Source organism: Embleya sp. NPDC020630, assembly GCF_044334985.1.
Lineage (GTDB): Bacteria > Actinomycetota > Actinomycetes > Streptomycetales > Streptomycetaceae > Embleya.
This window is the reverse complement of the sequence record NZ_JBIRUB010000028.1, coordinates 12345-39332: the sequence shown is the minus strand read 5'-3', so window position 1 is coordinate 39332 and position 26988 is coordinate 12345. Positions and strand designations below refer to the sequence as shown.

The window sequence follows — 26988 nt, the reverse complement described above, 5'->3', positions numbered from 1 at the left end:
GCGTGTCGGGGAAGAACCCCCGGGCCCGCCGAGCCGATGTCTCCGCTCGGCATGAAGTCGACTCCCACGCGGTGTTGTTCCGGGCGCGACGAAGGTCGGCCGCTACCTCGCAGGGCGGGCGATCGATGAGCGGGATCCCGTCCGGCACCACCTGCGGGCCACCGCGGGCGGTGAGGACGACGCAGGTCGGACCGGTCGTGGCGACGAGGTACGCGAGGGCGATCCTTTGCCGGCGGGCGGGGCCTCGTCTCGGCGTCGGACGGCGGGCGCGCCGTTGCGGGTGACATCACGGATGGTCACCGATGTGCCCCTGGGCCCTCGACGCGTGTGTCGTCTCGGAACGCGCGGCACATTTGCCACATGCGTGTTGCCGATGCGGTGGGGCGGTTCGGTGTGGTGTCGCCGGCTACGGGGTGGTCTTGCTCGCCCAGTCTCGGAACAGGGTGAGACCCTCGACGAGGTTTCGGGAACCGCAGTCGACGTGGAACTTCCCGTCGGCCGTCCAGGCCCTGACCCAGTCCCGCGGGTCGCGATCGACGATCCTGCGGGGGTAGGCGCATCCCTCCAGGGCCGTTTCCTCGAGATCGATCTCGATGGTCCAGCCGGGGTTGTCGAGCGTGGCGATCCGCACGCCCCACTCGTGTTCCCAGTCTCCGTCGCACTGGCGGGCGTACCAGTCCTGCAGCCAGTCGAGAAGCGCCTGCGCGTCACTCACGACACGAGACGATAGACGAAGCGCGCGCCGAGCCCGACTGGTCCTTGCCGCAGCGGGGCCGGGTAAACGGCCTCGCACTGAAGGTGCCGTGCCCGCGCAGGACCGGCGTCTCGCGCGGCGGATGGCGTCTCCTCGGCCATTGCGGGGTGCCGAATCGGACAGTTCGGATGAACGGCCGTGTGTAGCGCGGCGTCCGGGTCCATGATCTGCCGCAGCGGGCCTGGATCCGCGGGCCCGGCGGCAGAGGGAAGTATCCGGTGGCGGTGACGGAGTTGTTGGTCGCGGAAGACATCATGACTCGGCTGTCGGACGAGGCCCGCCGAGAGGTGGCGTTCAACCTGCACAAGCGGGATTGCCAGACGTGTGGTGCGCCGCTGCGGGAACAGGTGCCGGAGCTCGTCGTCGACGACTGCGGTCCGTTCCTGAGCGCGACGCTCAACCACCGGGGCTGCCGTCCCTCGGGCTGGTACGAGCTCCGCGCGGTCGTGGTCGGTGCGCACCTGTCGTGGACCAGCCGGTTCTTCACGCTGCCGATGGACGAGGACAACGACCGTCCCGCGCGGCCGACGTTCATCGTCTGTCCACACCTGGAGGCGGTCCTCCTGGACCAGGACGGCGACAACGGCTGGAGCGTGAACACCGAACGGCACTGGCGGGCCCGAGGGCTGCGCCCCATGGGCCGCGGCCAGGGCGTGGCCGGCCGCGACCAGGCGCGGCAGACGCTCCGCGAGCGCGCCGTAGCGCCCGGCGTGATAGTCGCCCATGGCCACGGCCAAAGCGCCGCGCACCCGCGCCGTAGTAGTGGTCGGCGGCGCGTCGTCAAGACCGAGCATCGCATCGCGCACCCGCGCGACCAGGCCATCGCCCGACGCCGGCGTCCGCGCGCCTCCGGCCCCGACGAGGGGGAGGGACGCGGTGGCCGCCAGGTTCGCCAACAGGCGTCGTCTGCGCACGTTCTCGCCCTCTCGTGGTTCCTCGCGCACCACAGTAGGACCCGGCAGCCCCGGAAACGGTCCATGCGCGGCCGGACGCGCTCCCGGTATCGGCGGCGTCGGCGCGAGCCCGAAGTCCTCGACCGGCAACTCCAGCGCGGGGGTGAACCGCCGGATGACCGTGACGTGCGTCAACGGCGCGAGACCGCGTTCGTACCGCGAGACCTGCGCGGCCGAGTACCCGGCACGCCGACCGAGTTCGGCGAGCGTCCACGCCCGCGCCACCCGGGCCTGGCGCACCCGCATGCCCGAACCCGCACGCTGCCGCTGTTGCCTGACGCCGGCCACGGACGACCTCCTCGCCTGCCGGTGCGGGAACTCCCGGTGATAGCAACCGCACACCCCCACGATGAACCGCTTGCACAACACGCAAAGGGATTGCGCCATGCGTTCCCGGCCGGGACGCGACGACCCCGTCCGAGGCGTGATGGGACCACGCGGCCCACTTTCCAGTCCGCGTCCGGCGTCGGAGTGGCCGCGGTCGCGGCCGCGGCGCTCCTGGTCGTCGCGGCTTGCGGCGGCAAGAACTCCTCGAGCAAGGCCGGCGGCCCGCAGAACAACGACGCCAAGGCGACCGGCACCAAAAGCAACGTCACCATCAGCTTGTTCAACCCGACCATCGGCCTGTTCGCGGCGCTCGGCACCGACGTCGACGCCGGCTTCGACGCGGCTGTGCGGGCAATGACATACGGATTCACCCGGGGCGGATCGCGCCGCGCTGCTCACCGCGTTCGGCGTGCCGGCCACCCACATGACGAACCGCTCGGCACGACGCGCTTGCGGGCATGGTCGGTGCACGCGTCGAGCGCGGCCTCGGCGACGCCGATCGACAACCACGGCGGGCCGAGCGCGATGACGTTCGGCGCGGTCGGGTCGACGATGTGGCACCGGTGCTCGCGCGCAGCAGCGTTTCGCGAACTCCACCAACCGGCTGCGGGTGCCGCGCAGTCCCATCGAGTCCCGGATCGAGACCCGCTCGATGGTGTCGTCCCGGCCGACCCCGAAGAACGCCGGTCCGTCATCGAGCAGCGCGTTGACCAGGAAGTGGTCCGCCCTGTCGATCTGTGTCACGCACCGGCACACGGTTGTGGCCGGCGTGGGTGTGGGTCGATGCTCGGTTCGCGGGACAGGAGTCCGGCGAGGGACGCGGCGGCGAGGGCGAGGAGGGGCAGCACGAGCAGGGCCGCGCGGAGGGCGAGGTGGGCGGCGAGGAAGCCGACGAGTGGCGGTCCGGCGAGGAAGGCCAGGTAGCCGGTGCTGGAGACGGCGGCGACCGCCGGGCCCGGCGCATCGGGGAACTGCCGGCCGACACCGCCGAGCACGAGCGGGAACGAGGACGCGATACCCAGGCCGACGGCCGCGAACGCCGGTACCACCACCCACGGGGTGGGCGCCGCGATCGCGATCGCGGCGGCGGAGCCGGCCGTCAGCGCGCCGAAGCGCACGACGCGAACCGGGCCGAATCGCGCCGCCGCACGGTCACCGGCGAGCCGCCCGAGCGTCATGGCCAGCGCGAACGCCGCATAGCCCGTGCCCGACACGCCGGGCCGCGCGTGCACCGAATCCGCGAGGTATACCGTGCCCCAGTCGGTGATCACCCCTTCGATGAGCAGCACGGACAGCCCGAGCAGGCTCAGCCACAGCAGGCGCCGGCGCGATCCGGGCCCGACCCGGGAGCGGGGCCGCGTCCGCGACCGGTGCATGGCGTGTACGGCCGGCCCCAGCACCGCGGCGGCCGGCGCCGAGGCGAGCAGGGCCACGGCGGCGGTGACGAGGAACTGGGTGTCCGGACGCACTCCGGCCGCCGCCGCGGCCGTACCGATCAGCGCGCCGGCGAGCGCGCCCGCGCTGTAGAGGCCGTGGAACGAGGAGATGCCGGAGCGCCGCGAGCCGCGTTCGCCGTCGACGGCGTGGGTGTTCATGGCCACGTCCAGGGTGCCCACCGCGGCGCCCAGGACCGCGAGGGCGAGGGTCAGGGAGAGCAGTCCGTCGGCCGGTGCGAGCAGGGCGATCGCCGACGCGTACACCGGCAGTGCGGCGCGGGTGACGATCCGGCTGCCGAATCGGTCCACCAAGATGCCGGCCGCCGGCATCGCCGGAACCGAACCGAGCGCGACGCCGAGCAGGGCGATGCCCAGTTGCCCCTCCGACAGGTGGAGGTCGGCCTTGACCTGCGGAATGCGCGGCGCCCAACTGGCGAGGATCGATCCGTTGAGGAAGAACACGGTGTACAACCCGCGACGGCCGACGCGCGATCGGCGCTGCTCGGCGCCGCGTCGGGGCCCTTCGGGCCGGGTGGCGGGCGCCGCGTCGGCTCGGATACGCATGCGGTTCCGTTCCTTCCCGTCCCGGGTCTCATGCCCCGGCTCGGCGGTGTTCGCGCGTCGTGTCGAGGGACTCGGACGCGTTGCCCACCTCTGGCGCGGCACGGGCGATCCACGGCAGTTCGAGGGCGGTGGGGGTCGTCGGCGGATGGGCCCGGGCGCCCGTGAACGCCTCCGCGTGGGCGACGCCCACCTCGGCGCCGCGCACGGTGGACTGCCGCCGGGCGAGATCCACGAAGTCCCGGCCGGCGCGCCGGCGGCGGCGATCGTTCTGGCTCTCGTGGCGCGCCAGCATGGCCTCCTTCGTCGGCATCGTGTCGGTGATGTCCACCCACAGGTCCGGTGTACCCGCGTTCGCGCCGGTCAGGGTGTCCATGTGGAACATCCCCGGCACCGCGCCGAGCGCGGGGTGGTCGGTTTCGATGCCCGGTTCGCGGGCCAGCAGCCGCGCGGCGCCCGCGAGGGCGCTCGCGGCCCGGTGGTCGGGGTGGTAGTCGTCGGGGTGGTGCGCGAAGACCAGGTCGGGGCGGGTACGGCGGAGCAGGTCCACGACGAGCAGTCGGGTCTCGGGGGTGTCGTAGAGGAAGCCGTCGGGGAGGCCGAGGAGGATCGGATCGACTCCCAGTACCGACGCGGCTTCGCGAGCCTCGCGCGCGCGGACGCCGATCGTGGCAACGAGAGGGGCGACTCGCGCGGTGGGCGCGCCGTTGGTCAGGATGGCGATGTCCACGTGGGCGCCTCGTGCCCGGTAGTACGCGAGGGTGCCCGCGCACAAAAGTTCGACGTCGTCGGGATGGGCGCCGAGGGCGAGAATGCGCATGGTGATCGGTTCTCCTTGGTGTCGTGGTGGACGGGGCCGCTGCCGCGTCCAGCCGTCTCCGGCCGTCTCCTACGCGACATCGGAGAGAATCCGGGCGAGCCCCAGCACGCCGCTGTCGGTGAGGAAGCGCCCGCGCACGTGTCGTCGTCCGTTCTCGCCCAGTTCCCGGGCGTACGTCGGGTCGGCGAGCAATCGCCCGACCGCGGCGCCGAGCCCGGACAGATCACGCGCGTGCGCCAACAGCAGCCCGGACCGGCCGTGTTCGATCTGCTGCCGGATGCCGCCCACCGGTGAGGCGACGACGGGCCGCCCCTTCCAGGCGGCCTCCGACACGGTCAACCCGAATCCCTCCGCGAGACTCTTCTGGATCACCACGGTCGAGCACCTCTGGATGGCGTTGATCGTCAGCGCGTGCTCGGTGGGCTGGTCGGTGGGGATCTGCACCAGATGCACCCGATCCCGCTGGTTCGGGCGACGCTCGCGGGCTTCGCGGCACTCCGCGAGTACCCGTTCGGCCTGCGGATCGCCGGCCGCCCGGGGCCCCACGAGGAGCAGGTGCGCGCCGAACCCCGGATCGACGTGGTCGGTGAACGCCTCGATCACGCCCGGAATGTCCTTCACCCGGTCCCATCGACTCACCTGCGTCACCAGCGGGGTACCCACCGGCAACGATCCGGTGTCCCGGTCGATCCGGGCCATCAGCCGCGACGCCTCTGCGGCGGGCCGCAGGAGGAGGTTCTTCGGTGCCAGCGGATTGATGGAGGGCGTCAGGATACGAATCGGCACATCGGGTGGCCCTGCGGACAACGCTCCGTCGTAGGACGCGATGAAGCCGTGTGCGGCGGACAGGTATCGACGCAGGAAGTCCCATGCGGGACCCGCCCGTTCGGCGTCGAGAGGGGCGCCGATGTGGCATTGCCACAAGACGACGCACCCGGCCTCGCGCAGGTACGGGATCAGGCCGGCCGTCTGGTGATCGTGCAGGACGACCACGCTGCTCCGACGCACGACGCCGAGCAGTCGCCGCGCGGCGGCGCGACTCACCTGCTCGTACAGGTCCCGTCCGCTTTCCGGGTCCGGCACGTCCTCGTGGTCGCGGGCGGCCACCCCGCACAACCGGTAGTAGAGCGCCTTGGTGAAGGCGCGGAACTCCCTGCTGCCCTCGATCGTGGCCCATCGGGTATCGATACCCTCGCCACGCAGGTGGGGCAGGGTGGTGCGCAGGAGTTCGGCGACGCCGCCGCGCGTCGGATTGTCGCTGACGTGCCAGACCTCGCGGCCGGCGAGGCGCGTCCGGGCCGCACGCAGCGCGTCGCGCACCTCGGCCAACCGGCGTGCCCCGACGAGGTGTTCGAGCCGGGACAGGGGCGTCGCCGGCAGCAGCACCTCCGGGAGCGGAGCGGTCGGCCCGGGGGGCGGCATGGGCGGGTATCGAACACGGCGCCGGCTCGGGTCCGGACTCGAACTCGGGTTCGGATTGGGGTAGGGGTCCGGGTTCGGGCGGTTCTCCGGAGTGACGGTATCCCTGGCGCGGGCGCCGAAGCGGGGACGGGGTGGCCCGTGCGGGCATCCGGTGTGGTTCATCGTGCTGCCTTGCTGTGCGTGGACGGGGGCGGCGGCGGGCCGGGGTGCGACCCGGCTCGCGGCCATCCGGTCCCGGTCGAGGTCCCGGATCCGGCACCGGACCCGATCCCGGCGCCTGCGCTTCACCATCGGCCCCCCGTTGTCCCGGGTGCCTGAGTCCGCCGTCCCTGACCGGTCCCACCCTCGCCGCGCCGAGATGGGCGCCTCCGGGATGTACCCCCTCGTGCATACCGCCGCCCACGTTCGCGCCGCCCACGTTCGCGCCGACGACGCGAGCACGGACGACGGGGGAACGAGGGCCCACGCATGTTCGACGACGCATCGGCAGACGAGACCGCTTCCGAGTCACCGAGACCGCGCTGCTCGTGGCCATCGGGCGGGCAGCAGACCACGAACCCGATCTCGACCGAGAGTTCGCCCTGTTCACCCGGCCTCTGACACGGAGAGTTCCGCCGCGCAGCCTGGTGGACGCCGTCTTCGCGTCCCACCGGTCACCCGGACCCGAACTCGTCCGCGCCCAGATCGACGCCCTCATGGCAATGACGACCAGGATCAGCAACCACGGCCAAAAACTCGAACACGCCTCCCAAGGCGACATCACCACCGCTCGCACCTTCGTCTGCACGGTCGAGTCACTGCTCATGTCGCTGTTCCTGGAGCGTCTGTGACCCCCGGCCATCACGAGCGCCGCAGCACGGAGCGAGCGAAACCGATCACGTGAGCCCCGGAGCGGCCAAGGGCTCGGCACGCCGACGAAGCCGCACGGCGCACCCGGCCCGGCGCCATGCCGGCCCTGCCCACGACCCAGAACGCGCCAACCATACGGGGCGGACGACGACCTTCCGAACGTCGGCACCCGTTCCTCGTGAAGGCGCCCGGTCGGATGTACCGCCCGCCCGCACCGCTCGCCATCCGGGTCCACCGGCTCCGGCGGACACCTCGGTGAGCTGCGCAGATCCCAAGTCCGGTGTCACAGGTCAGGTTTGCCCGATTCGCCACGGCGCCGTCGTTCGCGACCGGCGTCGGCGTCACGAACAGACGTCACGCGGTGACCTCTGTCTGCGGCTCCGAATTTGGCCTGTCGGGTAAAAGCACCGGTACTCCGTCGTTGCGTGCCGGCATGCGCGGGTCTTCGACATTCCGCGAGCCCTCGCCGGGTCCACGCGACCTCACGGAACGCGCTGTAGTGGGTCTTTCCGTCGACTTCGAGGCTGAATTTCGCGAGCGGGCCCCTCCGGGTCGTCCCCCCGCCGAAGACAACCGCCGCTACGGCGCCTGCCGTAGCCCCCGGCGGCGCGCTACTGCCCACGAGGTACGAACCCTCCTCCACACGGCCGAGTCATCCAGGAGCCGGCGCCTCGTGCGGACCCGACCGGCATCCACTCGACAACCCCATCGTCCGCGACCCCGATGGATGCCCAACTCCGCACGCGGAGCCACTCGAAGCCGTCCGGGAGCAGGTCGACCCTTGCGATCCGGGGTTCGCGGGTGCGGTCCGCGTGACGGGAAACGCACTCCGACGTCCGCACGGGACTTCTAGGCTGAGCCGGTGACTTCACCCTTTGTGATTCCCCGGGAAGAACGGCGCTTCGTCGACGCGGCACGGGATCTGGCCCCGCGGTTCGCGGCGGCGGCGGACAAGCATGATCACGAGGCCACTCTGCCGGTGGCCAACCTGACCGCGCTGCACGAGGCCGGCCTGGACATGGCCGCGATGCCCCGAGACCGGGGTGGTTCCGGGCTGTCCTACCAGGCACTCGGCGAGATCCTCCGTATCGTCGGCAGGGCGTGTCCGTCCACGGCCTGCGTCTGGACGATGCATCTGGGCGCGGCACAGGCGCTGGTCGGTTACGGACCGCCGGTCTATGCGGAGGAGTTGGCGGCGGGCAAACGATTCGCGAACGCGCTGTCGGAGCCGACCGGTGGGAACCTGTTCCTGATGCCGCTCCAACGAGCCGAACCGGTGAGCGGCGGATTCGAACTGGACGGCGCGAAGCGGTTCGTGTCCGGATGTGAGATCGCGGACCACTTCCTGGTCAACGCGCTGCTGGACGACGGACCGGCGTTCTTCGGGGTGAACCGTGACGACAGCATCGAGATGGTCTCGATCTGGGACTCGATGGGACTACGCGGCACCCGCAGCCAGTTGGTGAACTTCCGCAACACCGTGCTGCGTCACGAGAATCGATGCCACATCGTCGACCCGACGGCGCCGAACATTATCGCGCTCGGCCTGCCCTGGTTGTCGATCGGCGTCGCCGAAGCCGCGCTCGAGGTGTCCATCGTCCACGCCCGCAAACGTGTCGTGCCGAGCACCGGCAAACCGGTCGGCGACATGCAGTGGGTCCATTTCGACGCCGCCGACGCGCACGTGAAGCTCCTTGCCGCACGCGTCCTCGCGGAACGATCCATGTGGCTCGCCGACCGGAACGCGCCCGGGGCCCTCGACGCCGCCGTGGAGGCGAAACTCTGCGCCAACCAGGTGGCCAAGGAGATCGCCGAGTTCGCGCTGCGCATCGGAGGCGGCTCGGGCTTTCTGCGATCCTCCCCGATCCAGCGGCACTTCCGGGACGCCCAGGCCGGCGCACTGATGGCCTTCTCGGTCGAGGTCTGCCGGGACATGATCGGCAAACGCCTGACCGGCAGCGAACGCAATCCGGGTACCCCATCGGAGCACCCGGTGCCCTGACCCGTACCCGGAAGATCTCGCCCTCGACGGCCGAGGGTCGGCACGCGGGCTCCGGGGCCGCAACCCTGCGCATGGGTGGATGAGGCCACGGTGGACGCGAAGTTGCCGTGTCGAGGAGCGCATGACCGTGACGCGCCGTCGGAGGCGTGCGTTTTACTGCGGCCATGGATGACGAAGAACTGCCGGCCACCGTGCAGCATTTGGTCCGACACGGTGCGGCAGGCGCGTCGAAGCGCCGACAGGAGGGGCACCAGACGGGGCACGTCTGCCTGCCGGCGTCCGGCGAGGAACCGGTCGAGCCGGAGGCGTGGGCCCACGCCGACACATGGATCCGATGCCGCGCGACGAGCATCGACGACGGCCTGCAATCGGCCGTGGTCGTCGCCGAACGGCCCGACCGGCGGCGGACGCAGTCCCCGAGGGCGCCTCCTGGGTGGACCGGGTCGTCGCGGTCGCGGGATGAGAGCCTCAACGACCCCGTGCCGTCGACTGGACCGCCGTCGAGCGGCGGTTGGGGACCGCATTGCCCGGCGACTACAAGCAAATCGCCGAGATCTTCGGCCACGGAGCCTTCGACGGCTATCTCCAGTTCTCCGTACCCGACGCCGGTTCCGCCCATGGCGATCTCGTGCGGAACACCGAGTGGCTGTCGGAGTTCGCACGAACGCGAGGCAACAGCCTGTGAGAGCCCTACGCGCTGTTCCCGACTCCCGGCGGACTGCTCCAATGGGCCGAGTCCGAGCAGGCGGACCAGTTCTACTGGCTCACCGACGGCCCCGACCCGAACAGGTGGCCCATCGTCATGTCGGAGGAGATCCCCAACTCGTGGGAGCGGTACGACGGCTCGACCGCCGAGTTCACCCACCGCATGCTCACCGACCGGCAGCACCCGTTCTCGATCGCACACCACTTCGACGTCCACTGGTTCGAGAGCTACGAGCAGGACGAAAACGCCGACGAGTGAGCCGTACAGCGGACTCGCCGCACTCGGTCTGCACGCGCATCGCCTGTCGGCGGGTTCATCCGACGTCGGCCTGCCAAGCGATCAAAACAGGATGAAACGCCGCGTTCGCCAGATCTTCGCGCCCGAGGCCGCATTGCGTGAGGGAGAGCATCGGCACCCGATGACCGGCGCCCGCGGCCCACGCTCAGGAAGCGTTGTGGCGCGCGCCCGGCCACGATCGGCCCGCCCGGTGGCGTGCTGCGATCACCGCGACCGGGCACGGCGCCGGGGGCGCCTGGCCGGCGCGGGGAGTTCGCCGACCCGACCACGCGGATGATCGACCTCGCCGCCGTCGTCGCCGTCCTGCCGCTCCCGCCCCACGCGCCGTGCAGTCGCCTGCACGCGGGCCGGGACGACTTCGCCTCCTCGCCGTCGTGCCTGCAACCCCGCCTCCAGGCCCCACCCGACCCCGCGCTCGAACCCGTCAACCGCCTGCTGAACACCAACCTGGACGCGTTCGTCCTCGAACGCCTCGAAAACCTCCACACCCCCGGCAGAAAACGTCGGCATGAACGACCTCCTCCCGGGCCTGCTGCGCCCGGACATCGACCCGCAGCTGCTCGCGACGATCGACCGGCTCCTCGACCACGAGATCGAGGCCCTCGCCGACCGCATCCACCGCGGCACACCGCGATAGACCCGTCCGCGGGCAACCGGCCCTCCCCTCCTCCGGGGGTCCGCGCGACGCACAAGAGCGGCCCCGAAACCGCACGAGACGATTCCGGGGCCGCTCCCATGTCATCCCCCGCGGGGCACAGCCCGCACACCACGCCGCGAGACGAATGTGTGGACCCCACGAAGGGCACCCGCCCACCCTGCGGCAACCCGCCCACCCCCGCACACGATTCACCCGAACAACACCCCACGCGCTCGGGATCCGCAAGCGTTCCCGATCCACGCGGGCGCATGCCGGAGCGATGTCGGAGCAGGGCGCCGCGCAGGTCGACCCGGGCCGTGCCCGCAACCGTCCCGGGCCCGCTGCCTGCGACCAAGCGTGCGGTGGACCTGGGGGAGCGGGCGCCGGCCGGCGAGCGTTGGCACGTTCGGCCACGCACACCCGACCCGCCCGACCATCGCCGCGCCCACGAGCGAGCCGAGCAGCACGTGATCGACCGGACTGCCGCCGCCGGCGTCTCCGGCGGCATGCCGTAGCCGCGGTGCTCGTGGGTCTCCTGCGACCCGGGCATGTCCTGGCTCGTCGGGGGTCCCCTGGTGGTGGAACCCGCCCGAGCAACTTCTTCGCGTGGGCCCTGCGCCGGGGACGTTGACCCCTAACCGGGGCCAACTTGCTGTCGTTGTACTCGATCCTCGGTTACGGTGCCTTCACCGAACGAACGGCATCCTGCGGTCCCGGCCCGGCACGGGCCGGGCCAAGACTGCGGGCGACTTCACGTGCGGGCGTCGAGTTCGCCGAAGGTGATCACCAGTTCTTGCAGTACGGCGGGCCGGACAGCACGTTCCCGCCGGACCAGTAGGCGGTCACCTCGGTGCACCAGTTCTGCGAACCGGACCGGTTGGTGGCAAGGGCGGTATCCGACAGGTAGGAGATGTTGCTGCCGCTCTTTTCTGTCGAACCGACCCGCAAGCCGTCCCTGGTGACGTCGACAACGAGCGTCATGCCGGCTACCTTCGAGGGACATGAGACGGATCCCGTGGCGATGATGTTCCCCGTGGAGGAGTTGTACTTCGGTTCGTTCGTGTAGACGACACAGTTGACGGAAGCGGATTCCGTCGCCGCCTGTGCCGGGGAGCCGACCGTGCAGATGGCGGCTCCGAGCGCCGAGACGGCAACGGCTGTGTGCAAACGGCTGAAACGCATGAGAATGTCTCCTCGTGTGGAAGAACCTCGCGTGATGTGCGACGCCCGAAAGGGAGGACGACTGGTGAACGGGTCGCTCCGTCGCCTGGTGTGATCGTGGCGACGACGCGGCGCCCGGATGGTGCGCGCGGCGATCGACAACGATCCGATCCAGCGTGCTGCGGACTCCGATGACCTCTCCATCGGCTTGAATCCGGCATGAACACGGCCATGGCGGAGGCGGAGGTTCGCCCCCGATGATTCCCGTTTGCGGGCTCTGTTCCCGCCCGCGGCCGATTCCGCTGAGGAATTCAGGATGTCGAGAGCAATGGCATCCGGACCAGTCGTTCCGCGCTTGGTTCTTGCCTATTCGCGCATGCCGCAGGTACCGGGTTGCGGAAGTGTGCTTCCGGGGGTGGTGGTTGATGTGTGGACGGTGGGGTGGGCCGGGGTGTTGCAGGTTGGGTGAGAACGCTTGAGGGCAGTCCGAGCGGGGCTCGTGGGGTGTGGCCCGGGGGTATGGCGGTTTCGTTGTGAATGCTCGGGTGTGTTGCACAAAGCCTGTGCGGGTAAAGGTCCGAACCAGGCTTGTGCTGGTCACGGGCTTTTGCCCTGGTCGCAGGGGTGGGTGGCGCACTGCCCGCGCGTGTGTGGCCGGGGGATGGGGTGTTGGTGTGTCTCGGCGAGGGCGTCGAGGTACCGCGTCGGGGCCGGTTGCGGTAATGCGTTCGGTGCCATGGACGATCGCGGTGATGGCGGCTCGGCGCGTTGGGCGGGGGCTGCCGATCCGTCCGGCGATGACCTGAACTCCCGGCGAAACGATTGATGACCTCGAGCCTGGAATCTCAAAGTGCATCTCCCGAGGAGTCATTCGTGAACGCGGACCTGGTAGCTCGAAAACTGCTGATCGAAGGTCTCGACGACTGGCTTCCCATTGACCGGATTCTCGATGTTGTGAGAGATGGTGCGCCCGAGGCAGAGGATTTTCACGAAAACGTGATGTCCATCCTCGAAAAGCTATTGATGGAGGGGTTGATGCAGGCAGGGGATCTTGGGGAGGCTGGATTTGAGGCATGGGCGGGTACGGCGGAATCCATGCTGCCGAGGTTGCACACCGGTCTCGACCGGTTCGACTGGGCCCCATTCGGCGGGTTCTGCTGCATCGCAAACACATCCCAACGAAAGAGCAGCGCGCACATGAGTGCACACACGTTGCCGCGATGCGTTCGGTGAGGTCTTTGAGCAAATCGGCGGTCTCGCTGTTGGTGACGCGGGGCTCGAGGACGGCGGGTTCTCGTCGTTGACGGCCGGGCGGACGCCGGCCAGGTCATAGGTGTGGCAGACGGCTTCGGTGGTCTGTGCCGGTGTCATCCGGGCCGTGATGGGATGCCGAGGTAGCCGGCGGATTCGGCGACGGGGGCCTTCCCGGTCGTGCCTGGTGGTACGAAGACGTACGCCACCGGCATCCGCCTCTCCATCCCCTGCGCCGTGTTGGGCGGCATCGGCGAGATGGCAGGCGCGTCCGACGCGGGTACAGCGCGGTGGTTTTCCCGGTGGCGGACCGGTGACGATCAATGCCGGTCGGGCGGAGGTCTGTTGCCGGCGTCCCGGGTCCGGGGGCATCGGCGTGCGTATGTTCGTGGTGGGGTGTCGATGGTCGGGGTGCGGATGCCCGTGAACTCGGGGTGGTGGGCTTGACGTTCTTCGGCCGCGTGGCGTCGCATCGGGCTCGGGCGTGTTGCCTGGGGTGTGGTGGCGACGTCCCGCCGACTCTGCCGGGTGGTGACCGGCCGGGACCGTTGCGTCGTGTCCGCGGGCTGTGTCGCACCGCGTCCTTCCCTGTTTTCGGGCATGTTCGCGTGTGCCGTGGGATGGGTGGGGCCCGGCACGCTGGTGCGTGCCGGGCCCGTTCGGTGTTTCCTGTTACCAGGTTCCGGGTGCGGCTCTCCAAGCCTGGATGGGTGGGTTGAGGGTGCCGTCGGTTTTGGCCGAGAGTGTGTTGAGTGTGGTGGAGCCGTCGTTCCATTCGTACATGGCTGCGACGTCGGTGCGTCCGTCGCCGTTGGTGTCGCCGGTGACGGGGTAGGCGGAGCCGGTGTCCCAGGTGCCGGGTGCGGAGTGCCAGGCGACGGCAGGGTTGGTGAACCCTCCCGTGGTCGTGGTCGGGAAGACGCGGAATTCGGCGGTGCCTGCCCCGAGGTCGTACATCGCTCCGATCTCCACGCGGTGGTTGCCGTCGAAGTCGCCGGTGGTCAGCTGCGTCTTGCCCCAGTCCCACGTCCCGGGTGCGGCGCGCCACGACTGCACGGGTGCGGCGAGGGTGCCGTCCGGTTGGGCGAGGAGGGTGTGGAGGGTGACGCTGCCGTCGGACCAGCCGTACAGGGCGGCGACGTCGGTGCGTCCGTCGCCGTTGTAGTCGCCGACTGCGTATTTGGCGGAGGCGGCGTTCCAGGTGCCGGGTGCGGATTGCCAGCCGGGGAGGGGGGTGTCGAAGGTGCCGTCGCTGCGGACGACCCAGGTGTGCACGGTCGTGGTCCCGTTCGCGGGGTCGGCGACTTGGGCGTAGATCATGGCGACGTCGTCCTTGCCGTCGCCGTTGTAGTCGCCGGCCATGACCATGGCCCGGTTCCAGTCCCATTGCCCGGCCGGTGTCACGTACCCGGGGGTCGGGTCGGAGAAGATGCCGCCGGGGTGGGAGATGAACTTGAACAGCGAGGTGCTGCCGTCGTTCCACACGTGGAGTGCGGCGATGTCGGTGCGTCCGTCGCCGTCGAAGTCCCCGACGGTGTACTTGACGCGGGTGGTGTCCCAGTGTCCGGCCAGGCTCGCCCACACCTGCCGCGGCGCGGTGAACGTGCCGTCCGCGTTTCCGGACGAGAGGAAGAACGCGGTGGTGGACTGCCCGTAGTCGTAGACGGTCAGCACGTCGGCGCGGTGGTCGCCGTCGAAGTCCCCGGCGTATTCGTTGCGTCGGTCTCGGGTGGAGTCGCCCGGGAGGTGGTCGACGGTGGCGCCGGTGACGGAGTTCCAGCGGACGTATCCGCCCTGGAAGTCGGATCGTCGCCCGCCCGCGACGTCGTACTCGTCACTGGTGGGGAACCCGAGGTAGCCCTGTTCCCAGCCGAGTGCGGCCCATCGGGCGCGGATGCTGCCGTAGACGGCCTGGGCGCCGCCGGTGGGGCTGGTGTAGACGGATCCGTTGTCGCCGGTGGCGCCGGGGGTGCGGAAGTGGGTGTAGGTGCCGGGCCTGGTGGGGGTGTTCGCCTCGTCGGTGGCGGGGAACCCGAGGGTTCCGCGGGGCCCGCCGGTGGCCTGCCACCGGTTGTACGTCTGCCCGCTGATCACACGCGCCCCGGTGTCCGCGGTCCAGGTCACGGCGCCGGCCCCGGCGTCGGGGGTGCCGGCGTAGCGGGTGATGCGGCCGATGTCGGTTCCCGCGCCGTCGCGTACGACGTCCTCGTCGGAGACGGGGTAGCCCAGCGGCCCGTTCAGTCCGCCGCTTTGCAGCCACCGAGCGCGGGTGCCCCCGCGCTGGAACCAGGCCCCGGTGGTGGGCGACCAGTTGATGTGCGCGTCGGTGGCCCCGCCGTTCAGGATGCCCTGGAAGTCGGCGAACTTCCCGACACCGCCGTCGCTTTGCACCCCACCCGTCGGCAACCGCAACGGCCCGCTCGGCCCGCCGGTGGCCTTGTACTTGGCCAGGATCGGCCCGCACAGGTCTATCTTGACGTTCGCGTCACCCGCCGAGGCGAACTTCTCACAGGTCGTCCACGGCGTCTGGTTGTCCGCGATCAGCCGCATCGGCCCGAACGCGTTCCCGTCCGCCCCGGGGGTGATCCCCAACGACACGTACAACCGTCCGTCGGCGGCCTGCCCCCACAGGTCGGCCTTGCCGTCCCCGTCGAGGTCGCCGTCCGAGGTGAGCTTGGGGTAGGCGGCCGCGTCGAATCCGGTCCCGATCAGCGTGCGGGCCGCGGTGTTGCCGAGCGCGGTCATGTCGACGCTGCCGTCGGTGTTCTTGCGCGACGCGTATTGGTAGAGCTGTCCGGTGACGCGATTTCGGGCCCACAGGTCGGGAAGCCCGTCTCCGGTGGCGTCGCCGGGGGCGATGAGGTCGAGGTTGGTCCAGTCGGCGGTGCCCAGGGGGAGGGCCTTGTCGAAGGCGCCGGCGCTGGTGTCGCCGTGGAAGAGCCACAGGCTGGTGGTGCCGTTGCCGTTGTCCTCGAGGGTGAGCAGGTCCAGGCGGGCGGCGCGGGTGGGGCTGAGGTCGTTGTCGACGTTGCCGGGGGCGAGGATCTGCTTGACCCGGGTCCAGTCGGGTGTGTACGCGGCGCAGGTGCCGTTGGGGCGGGTGGGGTCGGTGCACAGGTTGGGTCGGGTGACGTTGAGGCGTTTGCTGCTGGTGAAGTATTGGCCGCGGGCTCCGGCGCCGCCGCTGCGGTAGAGATAGAGCTGTCCGTCGGCGTGGGCGTAGAGGTCGTCGTAGGTGATGCCTGCGCCGCCGCGGTGGGTGATCAGCGCCCCTGTCCAGGTGGGCTTGTTGTTGCTGTTCGGAGGTCCCTGGATGACGTTGGAGGCGATGGTGCCGCCGGCGGCGGGGTCGGTGTCGGCGGCGTACATGCGCAGTGCGCCGGTGTCGTCGACGGTGAGCAGGTCGATGCGGCCGTCGCCGGTGATGTCGCCGAGGGTGGTCTTGGCGTTGGGGTTGGAGGGTGCGTAGAACTTGTAGATCGTGGGTTGTGAGCGGTTGCCGGCCTTGTCGACGGTCTGTGCGTAGAGGGTGTTGGTGCCCCAGTTGACCACCGGCAGTGGTTCGGTTCGCCAGGTTTTGGTGACATCGTCCCAGGTGGCGCGGGTGGCGCCGCCGACGGGGATGACGGCGTTGAGCGCGTATTCGACGGTGTCGACGCCGGAGGCGTTGTCGGTGGCGGTGAAGGTGAAGGTGCCCTTGTCGCCTGCGGTCCTGCCGCCGCCGCCCGTGGGGTAGTCGACGCTGGTGGTCGTGGGCGTGGTCGGTGGGGTGGCGTCGACGGTGAAGGTGGTGTCGGGTGCCCAGTCGCCGGACATGCCCTCGTCGTCGGCGCGCACGGACCACCGGTAGCTCTTGCCGTCGACCAGGATTCCGGCGGGCAGGTCGGCGCGGGCCTCGTGGCCGTTGGCGCCCCAGGAGACCCAGCCGCTGTCGTACACCAGCGGATCACCGTTGCCGACCTCGCGCACGTTGAATTGCGCCTTGACGTTCTGGGGTCCGTCGGGGTCGGAAACGGTGGCGTAGAGGCTGACTCCGCCCACGGCAGGGTTGACGGCGCCGATGTATCCGGCGTTGCCGGAGGCGGCGCCGTTGACGGGGACGGGCGTCATCCGAACGTTCGAGGGAGTGTTCGGCTTGGTGTTGTACTTGACGGTCAGGTAGGCGTCGGCGGGGTTGTTGGAGAAGCGTTTGAACGCGTAGCGGTCGCTCTCGTCACCGAAGAGTCCGAAGGTGAGGATCTTGGCGGCGGCGCGGTCCCGTACCTGGTCGGTGATGCCGAAGTCGGCGAGACGCGGGCCGCATGCGCCGTTGAGTTCGGAGTTGGGGACCTGGATCGTGGACCACAGGCCGCGGTCCGCCGGTCGGGTTGCCCACGTCGTGTTCCGGTCGAGGGTGTCGGCGACCTGGTGGAGTTCGACGGGGTAGGTGCTGGTGTTCGCGCACGAGGCCGACGAGGAGGAGACCTGGGTGGCGTAGAACCTGGCGTCGACGATCTGCTTGCCGGGCAGGTCGAGGGCGACGCTGTAGTAGGTCTTCTCGATGCCCTTGTCGGGCTCCCAGCCCTGGTATCCGACGCCGGGCTTGAGCTTGCTTGTCTGGCCGGGGGTATCGGGGTAGGCGCTCCAGACCCAGTTCCACTCGCCTGCCGTGGTCTTTTGCGTCGGGTCCCACGAGGGGTCGATGTAGAGGGGGAACACCGTGTCGGCCGAGGCGAGTACGCCTTGGTCCGCGGTCAGGGTCAGCGACGTCGACGTCACGGCCGTGCCCAGGGGCGTGGTGGTCGCGAGCGGGCCCGGGGCCCGGGACGTGGAGGCGAGTTCGTCCGCACGGGTTGCCGCGGTGCCCGAAGTGTCGGTGGTGGGCGCGGACTTCGTGCGTGTTGCGCCGGCCTTGGGGGTGGTGCGCGAGTCCCACATGACGGGGACGGGCGCGCGGAAGGCGGTGGTGCCGTCGGGTGACTTCGCGGCGAGGGCGCCGTCGGTCTCCTTGGCGACGGTGACGCCCTCGGCGTCGATGCCGAGCCTGAGGGTGGCGAGTCGGGGGTTCCTGGCGGCCTCGGGGGTCTTGACGATCAGGGTGTGCGAGAACCCGCCCCGCGCGGTGGCGGTGACCTCGAGGTCGACGTCCGGCAACACCGAGGCGTACAGGGCGCCGTCGGCGTTCAGGACGGGCGCGGGCAGCGGCGTGGGCCAGGTGAAGGTGACCTTGCGCCTGCCGTCGCCCATGGACGCCAGGAGCGTGCCGCCGCCCCCGCCGAGCACGAGGTCGCCGGTGGTGCTCGCGGGCCGGACGGTTCCGTCGCCGGCGCGGGCGAGGGTGGGGTCGAGATCGCGCCAGGTCCCGGTCTTCTTCGTGCGCGAGGGCTGCACGGTGCGGCGCAGGGTCAGCGAGCCGTCGGGCTCGGCGGTCACCGTGTCCGTCTCGGTCGTCGCCTCCGGCACCGCCACCGGCACTCCGGTACGCGCGGCCCGCGCTGCGGCGGCGGCTTCGGCGGCGGCCTTCGCCTCGCCCGACGGGGCGCCTGCGGCCGCGGTGTTGCCCGCGCCGGCGGGTGTGCCGTTCGCGGCGGGGGGCGCGCTGCGCGGCGCGGCGCCGGCGGCGCCGACGACGCAGGTCATCGACAGGGTGACGAGTCCGCAGACCAGGGCCGACAGTCGTCGCGGGTGGGGGCGTGCGGGGGGAGGCGGGTGCCCCATGAAGGGTGCTCCTCGGTGGGTGGGTGCTGCGATGCCGACGCCGGCGCGCATGGATGCGCGGAACTTACCGGTTGGCCATACGCCTTCACCATGTGGCGCAGATCACGTCGACTCAATGGATGTGTCGACAAGAACGCAAGTCGCCCGGATGCGCCCGCGAATTGCCGAACTATGGTCCCCGGCGGGTGTTTTGGCCGCACCCGAGACTCTCGAACGACCGCTTGGGTTGTAGTGACGAAGCACACATCCATCACCGGGAACTCCCTTTACCCGCACGGGATTTACGGCCTACGGTGCGCTCCGTCTGTGATCTTTCGCCTGTTCGGGGGCGGGATCCGTCCGGGTGGGGGTTGGTCGTCGTGCGTGGTTGGTCGTGGGGATCGAAAAGGTCCCGGCGCGGTCGAGGAGCGGGTGCCGCGCGCCTGTTCGTGACGGGCGCGACGGTGCTGGCGTTGACGGCGAGTGTGGGCCCGGCCCAGGCCGTCGACTGGATCAAGACCACCCCGGACGCGAACACGTGGTCCCCGGGCAAGCTCCCCAAGACGCCCTCCGTGCACGGAAGCAAGGCACCCAAGCCGAACACGCGACCGCTCACCGGTGACGGCCACCGCTCGTGGAAGCCCACCGCGACCACCTGGCCCAAGCCCACCGAGGCCGAGACCGCCCCGGCACCCGCGTCGTCGTTCGTCGCGCGGGGAGGGTCCTTTCTGCTGGCCGCCCCCACCGGCGGCAACGCCCCCGGCACCCCCATATGGATCACCACCCCCGACACCACCACCCCCGGCCCCCTGCGCTCGAACACCCTCGCCGCACCCGCGACCGGAGCGACCACCACCCCGGGCCGGGTCAAGGTCACCGTCGCCGACCACGACGCCGCCCAGAAGGCCGGCGTCGACGGCGTCCTGATCACCGTCCGCCCCACGGACCCCGCCACCGCCCCCGGCAAGGTCACGATCGGCGTCGACTACGCGGGATTCCGCGACGCGTTCGGCGCCGACTGGTCCTCGCGCCTGCGCCTGGTGTCGATGCCGGAGTGCGCGCTGACCACCCCGGACATCGCCGCATGCCGGGTCGGGACCCCGGTGGCCGGCGGACGCAACGACCGCGTCAAGAACCGGGTGAACGCCGACGTCGACCTGGCCGCGGGTTTCGCCGCCGCCCGTTCCGCAACCGCCGGTCCGGGCGCGATGCTGTTCGCGGTCACCGCCGACGCGTCCGGCCCCTCGGGCGACTACAAGGCCACCTCGCTGTCCCCGTCCGGCCAGTGGTCGGCGGGCGGCAACTCCGGCTCGATGAACTGGTCGTACGGCATCGGCGTCCCGCCCGCGATCGGCGGCACCGCCCCGACGGTGAACCTGTCCTACAACTCGGGATCGGTGGACGGCCGCACCACCTCCACGAACAACCAGGCGTCCTGGATCGGTGAGGGCTGGGAGTACTCGCCCGGCTTCGTGGAGCGCTCCTACGACTCCTGCACGCGCGACGGTCAGGACAAGTCCGGCGAGAAGTGCTGGTCGAACCGCAACTCCCTGACCCTGTCCCTGAACGGCAAGTCCTCCACCCTCATCCAGGACGACACCGACAAGACCAAGTGGCGCCTGGAAAACGACGACGACTCCCGCATCGAACCCCTGACCGGCGCGGTCAACGGCGACGACAACGGCGAGTACTGGCGCCTGACCACCGGCGACGGCGTCCAGTACTACTTCGGCGTCGGCCACAAGCCCGGCGGCAACAACACCGACCCCGCCACGAACTCGACCTGGGTCGCTCCCGTCTACGGCAACAACACGAACGAACCCTGCAACAAGGCGTCCGGCTTCGACGCCTCGTGGTGCCAACAGGCGTGGCGCTGGAACCTCGACTACGTCGTCGACCCACGCGGCGGCATGGTCACCTACTGGTACAACGCCGAGACCAACCGCTACACCCGCGGCGCGATCCTCGTCGGCTCCGGCACCCTGACCGAGTACACCCGCGGCGGCACCCTCGCGAAGATCACCTACGGCTCGAAGACCACCGACACCACGCAGCCCACCGCCCAGATCGTCTTCGACACCGCGGAGCGCTGCCTGAAGAAGGACGGCTTCGACTGCGACCCGGCCAAGATGGTCAAGGCCAACGCCGCCAAGTGGCCGGATGTCCCCGTCGACAAGCAGTGCGCGACCACGGGCAAGTGCGAGGAGTACGCCCAGACGTTCTTCTCCACCCGCCGCCTGACGAAGATCACCACGCAGTCCCTGATCGGCTCCACCTACCAGACGGTCGACGAGTACGCCCTCGACCAGGACTACCCGGACCCCTTGGACGGCTCCTCCCCGACGCTGTGGCTGAACTCGATCACCCGCACCGCCTGGGACGGCACCAGGAAGATCGACATCCCCTCCGTCGACTTCACCGGCCAGGGCATGGAGAACAGGGTCGACGCGGCCGGCGACCTCGCCCCGCCCATGAACCGCCGCCGCCTGACCGGCATCACCAACGAGACCGGCGGCCAGACCACCGTCAAGTACAACAACGCCGAATGCACCCCGGCCACGCTGCCGACCCAGGACGCCAACTCCAAGGCGTGCTACCCGATCTGGTGGAACTACGACGAGGACGCCGACCCGGTCCTGCACTGGTTCCACAAGTACACCGTCGCCGAGGTCACCGAACACGACATCGCCACCACGACCCCGGACCGCTCGACGCGCTACGAGTACATCGGCGGCGCGGCCTGGCACCGCGACGACTCCGAGCTCACCGAGGACAAGGAAGCCTCGCGTCCCAAGAGCAAGGACCGCCGCACCTGGAACCAGTACCGCGGCTACGGCCAGGTGATCACCCGCTCCGGCGACCCGTCGAAGGACGCGGTCACCCAGTCCGCGACGTTCTACCTGCGCGGCATGGACGCCGACGTGAAGAAGGACGGCACCAAACGCGCCGTCACCCTCACCGACTCCACCGGCCAAACCATCCTCGACGCGGACCAGCACGCCGGATTCGCCTACGAGACCCAGACGTTCACCGGCGCGGGCGGCACCGTCGCCACCACCACCCTCAACACCCCGTTCTCGTCCGCCGCAACCGCCACGCACAGCCGCGTCCGCGGCCTGCCCCCGCTCGAGGCCCGCCGCACCGCGACCGCGAAAACCCGCACCCGCAGCCTCCTCGCCGACACCACCACCTGGCGCGAGACCTCCAAGACCACCACCTTCGAGCCCGTCCACGGCCTCCCGGAGACGGTGTCGGACAAGGCCGACGGCCTGCCCGAGTACTGCACGAAGACCACGTACGCGCACAACACCGCGGCGTGGATCATCGGCAAGCCCGTCGAGACGATTTCCCTCGTCGGCAACTGCGACAGCACCAGGACCAAGGACACCGTCTACGCCTGGGCCCACACCCTGTACGACAACAAGCCGTACGGCGAGGTCGGCACGATCGGCGACACCACCTCCACTGACGCCGTCATCGACTACAAGCCGGACGGCACCCCCAACTGGGTCACCACCGCCAAGTCCGAGTACGACACCTACGGCCGCGTCACCAAGGCCACCGACGCCGAGAACAAGGCCACCACCACCGCCTACACCCCCACCGCGGGCAGCCTGCCCACCACGGTCGCCGTCACCGGACCCACCGGCTGGACCGCCACGACCACCTACGCCGGGGCCCGCAACCTCCCGGTCAAGGCAGTCGACGCCAACGGTCTGGCGGTGGAGCAGGAGTACGACGTGCTCGGCCGGCTGATCGCGGTGTGGAAACCGGGCCACACCAAGGCGGACAACGCGGACCTGCGGTTCGCGTACGCCCCGAGTAAGACCGGCCCCTCGGTGGTCACCACCAGCACCCTGCAGATGAACAAGAAGTACTCCGTCTCACACAAGATCCTCAACAGCTTCCTGCAGGAGCGCCAGACCCAGTCGAGCACCGCGAACGAGGACGCTGGCCGTCTGATCACCGACACCTTCCACGACAGCCTCGGCCGCCCGGTCAAGACCAACCAGCCCTACCTGAACGAGGACGACGCCCCGAACACCGGCGTGTTCGTCGGCAACGACAACGAGGTTCCCGGGCAGAACGCGGTCGTCTACGACGGCATGGGCCGCACCACCGCCCAGGTGTTCTCCTCCAAGGGCATCGAGCAATGGCGCACCACCACCACCTACGCCGGCGCCGACGAGACCTGGGTCATGCCGCCGCCCGGCGGCGTAGCGACCCTGTCGATCTCCGACGCCCGCGGCAAACCCAAGGAACTGCGCGAGTACAACGGCGGAACCCCCACCGGCACGGACTTCTCGAAGATCACGTACACGTACACCCCGCGCGAGGAACTCAAGACCGTCACCGACGCGGGCGGCAACACGTGGACGTACACCTACGATTTCCTCGGCCGCAAGACCCACGTCGAGGACCCCGACAAGGGCCCGTCCGACACCCGTTACGACCTCGTCGGCCGCGTCATCGGCACCACCGACGCCCGCGGCCAGAAGCTGGCGTACACCTACGACTCCCTCGGCCGAAAGACCGCGAGCTACAAGGACTCCGTCGCCGACGGCAACCTCCTCGCCGAATGGACCTACGACCGCTACGCCAAGGGCCAGGCCGACGGCTCCTCCCGCTACGTCGGCGGCAAGACGGGCGCGAAGTACACCACCGAGATCACCGGCTTCGAACCCGGCACCTACCGCCCCACCGGCACCCGCACCACCATCCCCACCGCAGAGGGCAAACTCGCCGGCACCTACACCACCAACACCACCTACGAACCGGTCCTGGGTCTACCGGTGGCCACCGACTTCCCCGCCCAGGGCGGCCTGCCCGCCGAAACCCTGCGCAGCAGGTACAACAACCTCGGAGCACTGACCACGCTCGGCGGGGAGAGGGGCTACCTGAACTGGGCGGACTACGACGTCTTCGGCAAGAACATCCGCGCCACTCTCGGTGACAGCCCCCTGCAAGCCGCGTTCACCAGCACCTACGACCCCGCCACCGGCCGCCTGCTCAACACCCAGTGGGACAAGCAGACCTCCACCACCACCAGCGTGGACGCCACTACCTACACCTACAAGCCCAGCGGCGACGTCACCTCGATCAGCGCCAAGCGCGACAACAACACCACCGACACCCAGTGCTTCGTTTACGACGGCCACCGCCGCCTGAAGGAAGCCTGGACCGACACCGCCGGCACCACCACCCTCCAGGCCCCCAAGATCCCCGGCATCGGTGGCTGCACGACCCAGGCCCCGGCCCCGTCCACGGTCGGCGGCCCGGACGCGTACTGGCAGTCCTTCACCTACGACGTCGTCGGCAACCGCACCAAACTCGTCGACCACGACCCCACCGACGACCCGACCAAGAACGTCACCACCGAGTACGCCTACCGCGCCGGTGCCCAGCCCACCGACCGCACCCACCGCCTGGACTCGGTCACCGTCAAAACCGGCACACAAACCCCGGTCACCACGAGCCTGACGTACGACCAGTCCGGCAATACCAAGACCCGCCCGGGTACGGACGCCAACCCGCAAACCCTCACCTGGAACGAAGAGGACCAACTCGCCTCGGTCGCCGCCGCCAACGGCACGAGCGAGTACGTTTACGACGCCGACGGCAACCGCATCATCCGCCGCGAGAACGGCAAGACCACCCTCTACCTCGGCCAGGACGAACTCACCACCAACACCAATGGCACCGGCCCGGTGGTCGGCACCCGCTACTACCCCACAGCCGGCGGCGCCACAGTCGTCCGCAACGGCCCCACCACCCTCACCTACATGGCGGCCGACCACCACGGCACCGCCAACAGCACCCTCGACTCCGCCACTCTCACGGCAACCCGCCGCCAGTCCAAGCCCTTCGGCGAACCCCGCGGCCCCCAACCCACCCAGATCAACGGCCAATGGCCCGACGACAAGGGCTTCCTCGGCAAGCCCGTGGACGCCACCGGCCTGACCCACGTCGGCGCCCGCGAATACGACCCCACGTTGGGCCGCTTCATCAGCGTCGACCCGCTCATGGACCTGACCGACTCGGACCAGATGCACGGCTACACCTATAGCAACAACAGTCCGGTGACGCTATCCGATCCGAGCGGGCTGGCGTACTGCGGGAACGTCATGGCATGTGACCCAGACCCGACCTACTGCGGCAACGTCATGGCATGCCCTGGCAGTGGAGAACAGACGACCACCTCGCCGACAGCTCCTGGCGGCACGGCAGGCTGTGATGACTATTGTGCACATGCGCCGGCCAAGCCGTATGGAAATGCAACCAGTAAGCACGGATATAGGCCTATTTCATTTAATAATGAAGTTTACATATCTCCATATGTTAAACTCCCCCAAAGCTTCCCTAAGCTTGACCAGTTCATCAGTAAATACTATCAAGCGCTTGATAGTAGCTGTCATGAACTGAGTACCGGCATGGAATGCATGCCGATGTTTGGAAAGCTGCAGTACGGGCTGAATGCGGAGATAGCTTGCCATGAAATCGGCGGGTGCCCGACTGATTTTGTGACGAGTGAGGATTTCAAGGAAAATTTGCTTCTCGGGATGGCTATGCTCGTTCCTCCCGGAGGGTCTGGTGTTCCACAGAATCCTAAACTGACGGTGAGTTCGGGTGTCACTTATGGGACTGGGTGGTTCCCCCATGGCGCGTCTCGATTGATTCCGAAAACGTGGACTATGGAGGCAAATCGCGAATATCGGAAGACGGGATATCAGTCGAAAGCTGGCTTTAAATGGAGCGGCGCGGATGCAAGAGATGAAATGATTCGAATTGATATGGGCGACCCTCGAAGCCCTCAGGCTTCGCAGAGAGTTGACCATGTTCGAATTACTTATAAAGGTAAGCCAATTGGTCGCAATGGTGAACCAATGTCGCCTAGTAAGGAAATTCCGAATCCAACTATGACTGCAGAGGCTCATATTCCTCTTGACCAATGGTTGAGGTGGAGGCAGTGGTACAGCCCGTGAGTTTCCTAGAATGTACCGGTAGTACCTCGTCAGGTCTTGTCCGTTGGTGCGGGCATGGTGTATCTGTGAACGTGCGACAGTTCGGGGCCTACGGGCGCGATTGGAAGCGTTCATAGCGAATGTGTTCGTGTCGTTGCTGCGGTGGGATCATCGAGGGTAGAGCGGCTGTCGCCCGTGCGGGTGGTGCTGGAAGCGCGCCGGAAGTCGACCGACGCGATGGCGTCAGGGTTTCCGGACAGCAACGCCCAGAACCTGGAGCAGTTCATGAGCGCGTCCACGTGGGATCCGGTGCCGGTGCGGTGGTGGAGTGGGAAAAGGTTGCCCCGCCGGTGCGTCCGGATGCGTGATGATCAACGACGTATCCTTCCCAAGGAAGGCCGGACTCCTGCAGCCTTCGCGCCACAGTACTGTGGTGCGAAGGGGAAATAAGCGAACCGCCAGGTCCCGGTGAGCCTGCCGAGTGCTCGGCTTGGGTGCTACCACCGAGCGCTTACGATCGGAACCTAGTGGGCTGTGGCTAGGTATGCTTGAAGAGCGAGTCGCAGACCAACCCCGGCGCGATACTCCGAGGTATCTAGACTCGATGGGCGGGGTTGCCCTCGTTGGGTTCTACGGGAGCTGTCTTCACCGTAAGTGATCTCGGAAAACATCGCAGATTTGTTGCCGATGAGAAATGTCCTGCGACGTAGGAAAGAAGGAATGTGTTATGGGTTTTGAGTTTGATCCGAGTGATCATTCGAGTGTCATGTGGCGCTACAACATTATTGATATTACTGGAAAGTTGGCTGATCTTGAATGGCAGAACTCGATATGGGGTGACAGTGAAGCCTCTACGCCATACGGGCTTAGATTCGACGATTTTATCACATTTCTTTTTGATGATAGTCAAATTCTCGCATATCCTCTTGAAATGAAGGAATCTCTGCTTCTGGATGATGATGAAGTCTCGGCGGCCATTGAGCTTGGTCGGGCTCTCGATGCTATTATAGATGGGCCGGAAATTCATGAAAATGATCTGATGTCGAGTCCTGGGTGGCCTCATGTAGTAATGGCGGCAAAAGAGCTTTGGGTTGCGATGGCAAGACGGGGGTCGCGTGTGGCGGAGTTGTGAGTGTTGTTGGTTGTGGGTGTGGTTCCGGGGTTGGTGTAGACG

16 protein-coding genes are annotated in these 26988 nt (G+C 68.8%); 9 read left to right on the top strand and 7 right to left on the bottom strand.

What is annotated here, in order from left to right:
- Positions 1-406: 406 nt before the first annotated feature.
- The 5 genes from ACH4XV_RS43285 to ACH4XV_RS43265 form a co-directional block, all read right to left on the bottom strand.
- On the bottom strand, positions 407-715 hold the full coding sequence (locus tag ACH4XV_RS43285; RefSeq protein ID WP_395799193.1) for an immunity 53 family protein: 309 nt from the start codon (positions 713-715) through the stop codon (positions 407-409).
- Positions 712-2778: a helix-turn-helix domain-containing protein gene (locus tag ACH4XV_RS43280; RefSeq protein ID WP_395799191.1), complete on the bottom strand. Its 2067-nt coding sequence runs from the start codon at positions 2776-2778 to the stop codon at positions 712-714. The genes ACH4XV_RS43285 and ACH4XV_RS43280 overlap by 4 nt, the downstream gene beginning before the upstream one ends.
- Positions 2775-4034, bottom strand: coding sequence for an MFS transporter (locus tag ACH4XV_RS43275; RefSeq protein ID WP_395799189.1), 1260 nt, complete (start codon positions 4032-4034; stop codon positions 2775-2777). Before ACH4XV_RS43275 ends, ACH4XV_RS43280 begins: the two co-directional genes overlap by 4 nt.
- Before the next feature lie 28 nt (positions 4035-4062).
- Complete coding sequence (locus tag ACH4XV_RS43270; RefSeq protein ID WP_395799187.1) at positions 4063-4851, bottom strand: PIG-L deacetylase family protein; 789 nt, start codon at positions 4849-4851, stop codon at positions 4063-4065.
- A gap of 69 nt (positions 4852-4920) precedes the next feature.
- Positions 4921-6273 (bottom strand): glycosyltransferase, encoded by a 1353-nt coding sequence (locus tag ACH4XV_RS43265; RefSeq protein ID WP_395799185.1) that lies wholly within the window; start codon positions 6271-6273, stop codon positions 4921-4923.
- A gap of 701 nt (positions 6274-6974) precedes the next feature.
- Between ACH4XV_RS43265 and ACH4XV_RS43260 the strand changes: the two genes are divergently transcribed.
- The 6 genes from ACH4XV_RS43260 (at position 6975) to ACH4XV_RS43235 (ending at position 11279) form a co-directional block, all read left to right on the top strand.
- On the top strand, positions 6975-7103 hold the full coding sequence (locus ACH4XV_RS43260; RefSeq protein WP_380013937.1) for a hypothetical protein: 129 nt from the start codon (positions 6975-6977) through the stop codon (positions 7101-7103).
- Between the two features lie 881 nt (positions 7104-7984).
- The gene (locus ACH4XV_RS43255) at positions 7985-9124 is read left to right on the top strand and encodes an acyl-CoA dehydrogenase family protein (RefSeq protein WP_395799183.1); all 1140 of its coding nucleotides are present in this window, start codon (positions 7985-7987) and stop codon (positions 9122-9124) included.
- Positions 9125-9647: 523 nt separating this feature from the next.
- Positions 9648-9809: a hypothetical protein gene (locus tag ACH4XV_RS43250; protein WP_395799181.1), complete on the top strand. Its 162-nt coding sequence runs from the start codon at positions 9648-9650 to the stop codon at positions 9807-9809.
- 117 nt (positions 9810-9926) lie between these two features.
- On the top strand, positions 9927-10088 hold the full coding sequence (locus ACH4XV_RS43245) for a hypothetical protein (RefSeq protein WP_395799179.1): 162 nt from the start codon (positions 9927-9929) through the stop codon (positions 10086-10088).
- A gap of 547 nt (positions 10089-10635) precedes the next feature.
- A complete protein-coding gene (locus ACH4XV_RS43240) occupies positions 10636-10764 on the top strand; it encodes a hypothetical protein (protein WP_395799177.1) in 129 nt (42 codons plus the stop codon).
- 317 nt (positions 10765-11081) lie between these two features.
- On the top strand, positions 11082-11279 hold the full coding sequence (locus ACH4XV_RS43235; RefSeq protein WP_395799175.1) for a hypothetical protein: 198 nt from the start codon (positions 11082-11084) through the stop codon (positions 11277-11279).
- A gap of 268 nt (positions 11280-11547) precedes the next feature.
- On the opposite strand, the gene ACH4XV_RS43230 is transcribed toward ACH4XV_RS43235, so the two are convergent.
- A complete protein-coding gene (locus ACH4XV_RS43230; protein ID WP_395799173.1) occupies positions 11548-11946 on the bottom strand; it encodes a hypothetical protein in 399 nt (132 codons plus the stop codon).
- An 852-nt stretch (positions 11947-12798) separates the two neighbouring features.
- Here ACH4XV_RS43230 and ACH4XV_RS43225 point away from each other — a divergent pair.
- A complete protein-coding gene (locus ACH4XV_RS43225; protein ID WP_395799171.1) occupies positions 12799-13158 on the top strand; it encodes a hypothetical protein in 360 nt (119 codons plus the stop codon).
- A 690-nt stretch (positions 13159-13848) separates the two neighbouring features.
- On the opposite strand, the gene ACH4XV_RS43220 is transcribed toward ACH4XV_RS43225, so the two are convergent.
- A complete protein-coding gene (locus ACH4XV_RS43220; RefSeq protein WP_395799169.1) occupies positions 13849-18873 on the bottom strand; it encodes an FG-GAP-like repeat-containing protein in 5025 nt (1674 codons plus the stop codon).
- Positions 18874-19301: 428 nt separating this feature from the next.
- On the opposite strand from ACH4XV_RS43220, the gene ACH4XV_RS43215 reads away from it, so the two are divergent.
- On the top strand, positions 19302-25835 hold the full coding sequence (locus ACH4XV_RS43215) for an RHS repeat domain-containing protein (protein WP_395799167.1): 6534 nt from the start codon (positions 19302-19304) through the stop codon (positions 25833-25835).
- Between the two features lie 706 nt (positions 25836-26541).
- Positions 26542-26946 (top strand): hypothetical protein, encoded by a 405-nt coding sequence (locus ACH4XV_RS43210; RefSeq protein WP_395799165.1) that lies wholly within the window; start codon positions 26542-26544, stop codon positions 26944-26946.
- The last annotated feature ends 42 nt before the right edge of the window (positions 26947-26988 follow it).